This window comes from Chromobacterium aquaticum, assembly GCF_021129195.1.
Classification (GTDB): domain Bacteria; phylum Pseudomonadota; class Gammaproteobacteria; order Burkholderiales; family Chromobacteriaceae; genus Chromobacterium; species Chromobacterium aquaticum.
Window position 1 is genome coordinate 1 of record NZ_JAJOHW010000125.1, and the last position, 7,624, is coordinate 7,624.

General features: G+C 64.6%; 6 protein-coding genes and 1 pseudogene. 3 read left to right on the plus strand and 4 right to left on the minus strand.

Going from position 1 to position 7,624, the window contains the following annotated elements; translation table 11 throughout:
- Positions 1–140 precede the first annotated feature (140 nt).
- Together LQT98_RS18470 and LQT98_RS18475 are read left to right on the plus strand one after the other, a co-directional pair.
- Positions 141–1,829, plus strand: coding sequence for a PTS fructose transporter subunit IIC (locus tag LQT98_RS18470; RefSeq protein WP_231464171.1), 1,689 nt, complete (start codon positions 141–143; stop codon positions 1,827–1,829).
- 129 nt (positions 1,830–1,958) lie between these two features.
- Positions 1,959–2,684, plus strand: coding sequence for a substrate-binding periplasmic protein (locus LQT98_RS18475; RefSeq protein WP_231464173.1), 726 nt, complete (start codon positions 1,959–1,961; stop codon positions 2,682–2,684).
- 72 nt (positions 2,685–2,756) lie between these two features.
- Here the strand turns inward: LQT98_RS18475 and LQT98_RS18480 are convergent, their stop codons facing one another.
- The 4 genes from LQT98_RS18480 to LQT98_RS18495 all read right to left on the minus strand — a co-directional run bounded on the left by LQT98_RS18480 (position 2,757) and on the right by LQT98_RS18495 (position 6,291).
- Positions 2,757–3,554, minus strand: coding sequence for a hypothetical protein (locus tag LQT98_RS18480; RefSeq protein ID WP_231464175.1), 798 nt, complete (start codon positions 3,552–3,554; stop codon positions 2,757–2,759).
- A gap of 36 nt (positions 3,555–3,590) precedes the next feature.
- On the minus strand, positions 3,591–4,733 hold the full coding sequence (locus tag LQT98_RS18485) for a hypothetical protein (protein ID WP_048409734.1): 1,143 nt from the start codon (positions 4,731–4,733) through the stop codon (positions 3,591–3,593).
- 377 nt (positions 4,734–5,110) lie between these two features.
- A complete protein-coding gene (locus LQT98_RS18490) occupies positions 5,111–5,473 on the minus strand; it encodes a Rossmann-fold NAD(P)-binding domain-containing protein (RefSeq protein WP_053074362.1) in 363 nt (120 codons plus the stop codon).
- Between the two features lie 86 nt (positions 5,474–5,559).
- On the minus strand, positions 5,560–6,291 hold the full coding sequence (locus LQT98_RS18495) for a hypothetical protein (RefSeq protein WP_231464177.1): 732 nt from the start codon (positions 6,289–6,291) through the stop codon (positions 5,560–5,562).
- A gap of 1,075 nt (positions 6,292–7,366) precedes the next feature.
- On the opposite strand from LQT98_RS18495, the pseudogene LQT98_RS18500 reads away from it, so the two are divergent.
- Positions 7,367–7,624, plus strand: a pseudogene (locus LQT98_RS18500) (hypothetical protein); the annotation flags it as partial.

A 7,624-nucleotide genomic window follows, 5' to 3' on the forward strand; every position in this document is an offset into this window, starting at 1 on the left:
CCGCCAAGCTGGCGCGGGTCGGACCGCATCTGCCGCCCGCGGAGCAAGTGCGCGCGCTGGCGGCCCAGGCCCAGCTCCACCAGCTGGACTGAGAGCCTGTTTACGATCGGCCGCAACGAACAACACCAGAGGAAGACAACATGAACCTGCTCGCCATCATCGCCTCCGGCGACCGCAGCACCCAGGGCCGCCTGGCCGCGGAAGCGCTGCGTCAGGCCGCCCTGCAACAAGGACACCAGCTCAGCGTGGAACTGGACGGCGCGCCGCCGCTGAGCGACGCCGACATCGCCGCCGCGCATGGCCTGCTGCTGGTCGACGCCGCCGCCCGCCCGGCGCTGACCGCGCTGCCCAGCCGCGCCGTCAGCCTGGATCTGGCGCTGGCCGATCCCGCCGCCGCGCTGCGCCAAGCCGCCGATGCCGCCTTGAACCGGACGGCGGACGCCGCGCCGCTGTTCATCGTCGCCATCACCTCCTGCCCCACCGGCATCGCCCACACCTTCATGGCCGCCGAGGGGCTAAGCCAGGCGGCCCAGGCGCTGGGACACCGCATCCGCGTGGAAACCCAGGGCTCGGTCGGCGCGCAGAGCACGCTCAGCGCCGGCGAAATCGCCGAAGCCGACCTGGTGATCATCGCCGCCGACACCCAGGTGGAGCTCAGCCGCTTCCACGGCAAGCGCCTGTTCCAAAGCGGCACCAAGCCGGCCATCAGCGACGGCCAGGGCCTGCTGCGGCGCGCCCTCGCCGAGGCCGCGCCCCACCTGGGCGCCACCGCCGCGCCGGAAAAACCGGCCAGCGAGCGCAGCGGCCCGTACAAGCATCTGATGACCGGCGTGTCCTTCATGCTGCCCTTCGTCACCGCCGGCGGCATCATGATCGCGCTGGCCTTCGCGCTGGGCGGCATCTACGCCTTCGACGACGCCCACAAGGGCACGCTGGCCTGGGCGCTGTTCCAGATCGGCGCCAAATCCGCCTTCGCGCTGATGGTGCCCATCCTCGCCGGCTACATCGCCTACTCCATCGCCAACCGCCCGGGCATCGCGCCCGGCATGGTGGGCGGCATGCTGGCCGCCAGCCTGGGCTCCGGCTTTCTCGGCGGCATCATCGCCGGTTTCATCGCCGGCTACGGCACCGACTGGCTGAACCGCAAGATCCAGCTGGGCCGCAATCTGGACGGCCTCAAGCCGGTGCTGATCCTGCCGGTGCTGGGCTCGCTGCTGGTGGGCCTGTTGATGATCTACGTGATCGGCGGCCCGGTGGCCGCCTTGCTGGGCATGCTGACCGAGGCGCTGAAAAGCCTGCAGGGCAGCAGCGCGCTGGTGCTGGGCGCCATCATCGGCGCGATGATGGCCTTCGACATGGGCGGCCCGGTCAACAAGGCCGCCTACGCCTTCTCCACCGGCCTGATCGCCAGCCAGGTATATACGCCGATGGCCGCGGCCATGGCCGCCGGCATGACCCCGCCACTGGGCATCGCGCTGGCCACCAAGCTGTTCGCCGACCGCTTCAGCGCCGACGAACGCGAGGCCGGCAAGGCCGCCGGCGTGCTGGGCCTGGCCTTCATCAGCGAAGGCGCCATTCCCTTCGCCGCGCGCGACCCGCTACGGGTGATCCCGGCGCTGATGCTGGGCTCGGCCGTGGCCGGCGCCATTTCCATGCTGGCCGGCGTGGAACTGAAAGTGCCGCATGGCGGCGTGTTCGTGCTGCCCATTCCCAACGCCGTCAGCCATCTGGGCTTCTATCTGCTGGCGCTGCTGGCTGGCACCGCCATCACCGCCCTGATGCTGCGCGCGCTGAAAAAGCCGGCGCCCACGGCGGCGGCGACAGCCTAGGCCCCGCCGCGCCAAGCCCGGCCCATCCGGCTACGGATGGGCTTTTTCATTCCGCGCCGCCACCCGCCTCCTTGCCGCCCCGCCCGCTCCCGGCTATACCGACGAAGGGCGACGACAGCGGGAGCAACCATGAGGCGTGTGTTGAGCATGCTGTTGTTTTGCGGGGCGGCCTGGGCGGCCCAGCCGGAAGCTTGGCGCATCGCCGGCGATATCCAGTTCGCCCCCTACAGCTATCAGGGCGAGGCCGATGCCAGGCCACAGGGCCTGGACGTGGAGCTGGTGCAGGCGGTAATGGCGGAAACCCGGATTCCCTACCAGCTTCACCTCTATCCCTGGGAGCGGGTCAAACAGATGCTGGGCAACGGCGACGTGGACATGGCCTTCCAGTTCGCCGGCACCGCCGAGCGGCGCAACCAGTACGAACTGGCCGGCCCGATACGCACCGGTCGCACCGTTTTCATGGTGCTGAAGCAGCACTCGCTGCAAAACTGGAGCACCCTGGGCGACCTCGCCCCCTTCACCGTCGGCCAGGTGCATGGCTATGCCTACGAATCCTCCTACGACAAGGCTCCGCTCAAGCGCGACGCCAGCGCCACCAATCCCGAGCAACTATTGCTGATGCTGCTGGCTGGCCGCATCGATCTGATCGTCGGCGATCGCGGCCAGCTGCTCTACTACGCGCGCCAGCTGCGCGCGCTGCCGCATGTGCGCATCCTGCCCAAGCCGCTGGTGGAAATGCCGCGCTTCGTCGCCTTCGCCAAGGGCGACAGCCGCGCCGCGGCGTTCAACGCCGCGCTGGCCCGGCTGCAGCAAAACGGAAAACTGCAAACGATTTACAACCACTGGCAGCAATGAACAGCCCGCTTCCAGGCGCGAAAAAGCCCGGCCGGCGCCGACAGGCGCCAAACCGGGCTTAAGCCGGACGATCTACAAGCAGCCGGCGGTGCCGCCGCCCACATTCAGCCTGGCCGCCGCATTGCCGCGCAAGGACATCACATTATCCTTCAAGGACTGCAGCCGGCGGCCGTTGAACTCGTGCGCCAGCTCGCGCGCCGCGCTGCCTTCCGCCTCCTCCGCCGCCTTGGGCAGATAGGATATCTTGATGTCGGACACATAGTCGGTCTGATTCGCCAATTGCTGGCGGATCACATTGTCGCAAGACGCGCACGGCGCCTGCGAAATATAGCCGACCATGCGGCCGCCACGCGGCACCGCGCCGTCCAGAATATCCTTCTCGAAGGTTTTCAAGGCCTTCAATTCCGCGTCCGTCGCCTGCTGGCCTATGGTGGCGGACAGCTTGCCGTTGGGTACGTTCACATTGGTGGCGGCCTTTTCCACGCTGCTCTGGCGCAGATAGCCGGGATAGGCCTTGTGGCCGGCGGAATTGGCCTCGTAGAGCAAATCGGCGGTGTCCTGGCCGGACATCGCGTTGTAGACGCGGGTGCCGCCCGGATAGTTGTACTCGAAGCGGGCCACGGTGGCCCCGCGCCATTTGGCCGCCAGGTTCTTCAGCTTGGACGAGGACGGCGGGTTGGCCTTGGCCGCGCCGCTGACGCCGTTGACATGGTACTCCATCGCGTTGACCAATTCGCCCGGCACCAGGCTGTTCTTGTCGCTCACCTTGCTGATATCCACCGTCGCCCCGGCCAGCGCCACCTGGGACAGCGCCAGCATCAGAACGGCGGCGGCCGCCGCGCGCGCTTGCTTGAATGTATGCATCGTCATGATTTCAATCCTGTTCGCATCGCTTGATCGCCAAGCTCAAATCCGGCAGAAGCGGCTGAGATAGCCGGACTCGCTGGCCGCCACTTCTTCTTCGGTCAAGGCCGCCTCGGCCCCCAGCTCGGACGCTTCCAAGGTGGAGAAGAACTCCATCGCCGCCATGCCCTCCATCAGCAACGCAATCGGCAGCAATAGCTTGGCCAGGCGCTGGAAACCGCTGCTTTCCCGCTCGGACGGCGGATGCGGCTTCATTTGCTGCTGATAAAGCTTGCGATACCAGTCGCTCAGCTTCTGGTCGGTCATATTGGCGTAGCACAGCTTGCCGCTGCTCTCCGGGTAGAGATTCTTGCCATCCTTGGCGCAGGGGAAGTCGAACAGATAACCCTTGCGGTCCTGGTAGGCCGCGGCCAGGCGCGCCACGCGGAACTGCGCGGCCGGTTGGAACTGGCCGTTCTTGAAGCCGGCCGAGTTGAAGCGAGTGCGCCGCACCTCGTTGTGCAGCAGGTTCATCAGATAATGCTTGTCGTACTCGGACAGGCTGTTCACGCCGGTGGTGGCGCCGCTCAGATAACGGTCCAGCACCTCCTTGCGGATGCCGTTCTGCAACTGCTTGGCCGCCGGCACTTGCTGCGTCGCGTCGCGCAGCAGCTGCGCCGCCACCGCGAACTTGGCGGCGATGGTGCTATAGCCATAGCCGAACACGTCCAGGCTCTTGTAGAAGATGTCGCCGTCCACCCCGGCCTTGAAGGCATTGGCCAACACCAGCTTGTCCTCGTCCTGGCGGTAGCCGGCGCGGCCGCGCTTGAGGTCCACGTCCACGCCCGGCAAGGCCTTGTTCAGGCCCGCCTCGCTGGCGAACAATTTGACCGAATCGTCCAGCGTCAGATTGACGCGGTGATAGCGGTTGAAATCGCTGAGCGCGTTATTCCACTCTATGGAGTTGATGATGGGCGGCTGGAGATTGAGTTCGGAATAGACCGAGCCGGGGGTTTTCAGAAACTCACCGGCGATCTTGTCGCCGCCGAGATCGGCATGGCTGCGGTTCTTGGTCTTGTAATACAACACCGACTTCAACAAGGTGTCGGGCACGAAGCTGGCGGCCATCGCCGGCGACGTCAGCAGCAGGCTGGCGGCTGCCAGGCCGCACAAGCAGCGCGAACGCCGAGTAGTGCTTTGGGTCATCACGGACTCCAAGTGATTATCAACAGGAGGTGGGCATGATCGGCTTTCGGAGGTCGGTTTTAGAACCTGTTTACGATCAGCTGCGCGTCGGCGATACCGCGTTGAAACCGAGCTCCGTGCTCATGTACCACGAGTACATTCCGCTTTTCGCTCGTTTCCGCCTTGTCTCGCCTTAGCTCGCGAGATCGTGAACACGTTCTTAGCCCGTCCAAAAATAAGAGAAACATGAATTGCTAATGGACATGAGCGTAAAGCCGGGGCTCCGCCGGAAATTGCAAAAATCGCTCATTGCGCATAAAACACAAAAAAACCAATGCCAAGGGCAATAAAAAACCGCCGCAAGCGGCGGTGGTGATTCATGCCTGTAGCGGCGGACGCTAGGCCGCCGGCCACAATCGCGGCTCCAATTCGTCGAACCAGGCCGCCAACTGGATATAGGCATCGCTCCAGCCGCTGCTGATGCTGACTTCCTGCAAATAGCAGGTGGGCGCGAACCAGCGCACCAGCGCCGACCGCTCCGGCAACTGGCCGGCGCGCAGCCGCGCCAGCTCCGGAACCACCTCGGCCAGCGCCTGTTCCGCATCGCGCCACGATGTCCACATGAAGTCGTTGTCCGGCAAGGCCAGCAACTCCTGTACCGCCTCGACGATACGCAACATCGCCTCCAGGGGCAGACCGGGGTCTATGCCCTGTCGCAGCAGACCGCGCGTGATCGGCAACGTCATCGATTGTTCTTCCATGCTCCCTCCTGATCAAACTCGACCAAGCATTGGCTCATCAGCTCGCGCGCCACCGCGAGCCAAGGCGCTCCGGCCGCTGCGGCCTTTCAAGACCAGTCAAAGGTCAACAAGGCCACCTTGCTGTCCGGTTCGTAGAACAGCAGGATGGTGTCCGCGCCATTGGCGACGTAATCGTACCCGGTCACGCAGGCGACAAAGCGGAAGCGCTTGCCGTCCGGGCCTATCGGCACCACGTTTTCTTCGTCCTCCTCATCCAGCGGCAAGGCGCTGGGGCTGGTCCAGTTGCCGCCGTAGACGCCGCCGCCCAGCTGATCGATCAGATTGGATGGTTCATCGGCGCTGAAATCGCTGTCCTCGCTGATGAAAGGGCCGCCGACGTAGTGCAAGGCGCCCAGACGCCGATAACGCGCTTTCGCCGCCTGGTAGGACGCATGTTGCGCTGCGCAGTGCTCGCGCAGCCAGCCATGCTCGTCTGCCGCGTCCGCCGGTGGCGGCTCCGGCATGTCCTCCGCCAGGAAATAGCGGAAATCGCCCAGCAAATGGTAGCGATTGGCCTCATCCAGGCGGAAAGCCAGCCAGTTGCTGGCCAGATAGTCATTATGAAACGCCTCGCTGCCGTCGCCGACATAGCCATCGCAGGGCTCCACCGGCGCCACCAGGTGAATCCAGCCGGACCAGGCGGGATCGACGGCGGCCAGGTCTATGGACACGCAGGGCAGCAGATGCTTGGCGTATTGCCGCACCGGCTCGGCGAACACGGACTCCGGTTCCGGGAACACTTGCAGAAAGGGCTGCGGGGTCTTGATGTCGTTCAACATGATTCTAAAGATATCCTGGTCAAGCGCGGCGGCGCGCCGCCGCGCGGAAGCGATAAGCCAATAGCGCGAGCGCGTCATTATCCACATCCCGCCATACGAGATGAATACATTTTGCGGCCTCCGCCGGCGCCGCCCGCTCGCGCCGCTCCGTGCCGCCTTGACCCCCGCGAGAGCGCTCGGCACTATTTCAGCGTGCCGCCAAACCCGCGGCGCCCAGATCATCAATCTGGCCTCGCCACCGCGGACCGGACGCCAACAGCGTCTTGTCCCCGTCCCAGAACCATCCGTCCTTCCTTAGGACGTGTTTACGATCTCGCGAGCTAAGGCGAGACAAGGCGGAAACGAGCGAAAAGCGGAATGTACTCGTGGTACATGAGCACTGAGCTCGGTTTCAACGCGGTATCGCCGCCGCGCAGCAGAGCGTAAACAGGTTCTTACCGGATAGACCATGGGGGGCATCGGGCAAGTCCCGAGCCCCAATACCTTCACGCCAGTCTGCCCAGCCCTCCGACCCGGATGCGGCTAAACCTTGTTTCAGGAGAGAGCGCATGTCAGTCAAACTCCCACTCCGTCGGCACTATCGGCCCGGCACCAAGCCGGTGCCGCACCAGGAGCTGCCCTTCGTCGCCATCATGCCCGGCCACTTGCGCCAGCATTGCTGGCAAGTGCCGCCCGCCGACAATTACCACCAGGCCTACCGCATAGGCCGCGAGTTCGCCGGCCACTACATCCAGTATNNCATCTTCGACTACATCGACCGCGTCAACACCAGGGAGGAAGCGCTGCGCGAGATGATGGGTTCACGGCCGCGAAATATTAAATAAATTAATAATAATCAAGGTCGCCGCGCATCTGCGCCAGTTTTGGCACAGTCCGCGGCGACGCTGGCTGAATCCGGCCACGCCCTTCCCCTTCGACCCATATAAATCAGTCGTTTGCGCCCCAGGCGCGCTGGCACGCGCCTTGCGTAATAAATCAGACCGCAGCGCAAGGCCGCGCCGCTGAAATGCAAACGTCGTATAAATAAAAGGTTGCCGAGCGTAGCCCGGCTCCCTACTCACAAAGGAGAAACATCATGCAAGGCATCCGCACCTGGTTCTGTCTCGCCGCCGTCAGCGCCGGCATCTCACTGTCGGCCCAGGCCGCCGACGTGGTCAGGCTGGGCAATCTCAAGTTCGCTCACTATGGCGCCATCAGCTATATGAAGGAAATTGCGCCCAAGTACGATCTCAAGATCGAAGAGCGCATGTTCGCCAAGGGCATAGACATCATGCCCGCCATCGTCGCCGGCGAAGTGGACATCGCCGCCAGCGCGGCGGACGCGGCGGTGGCC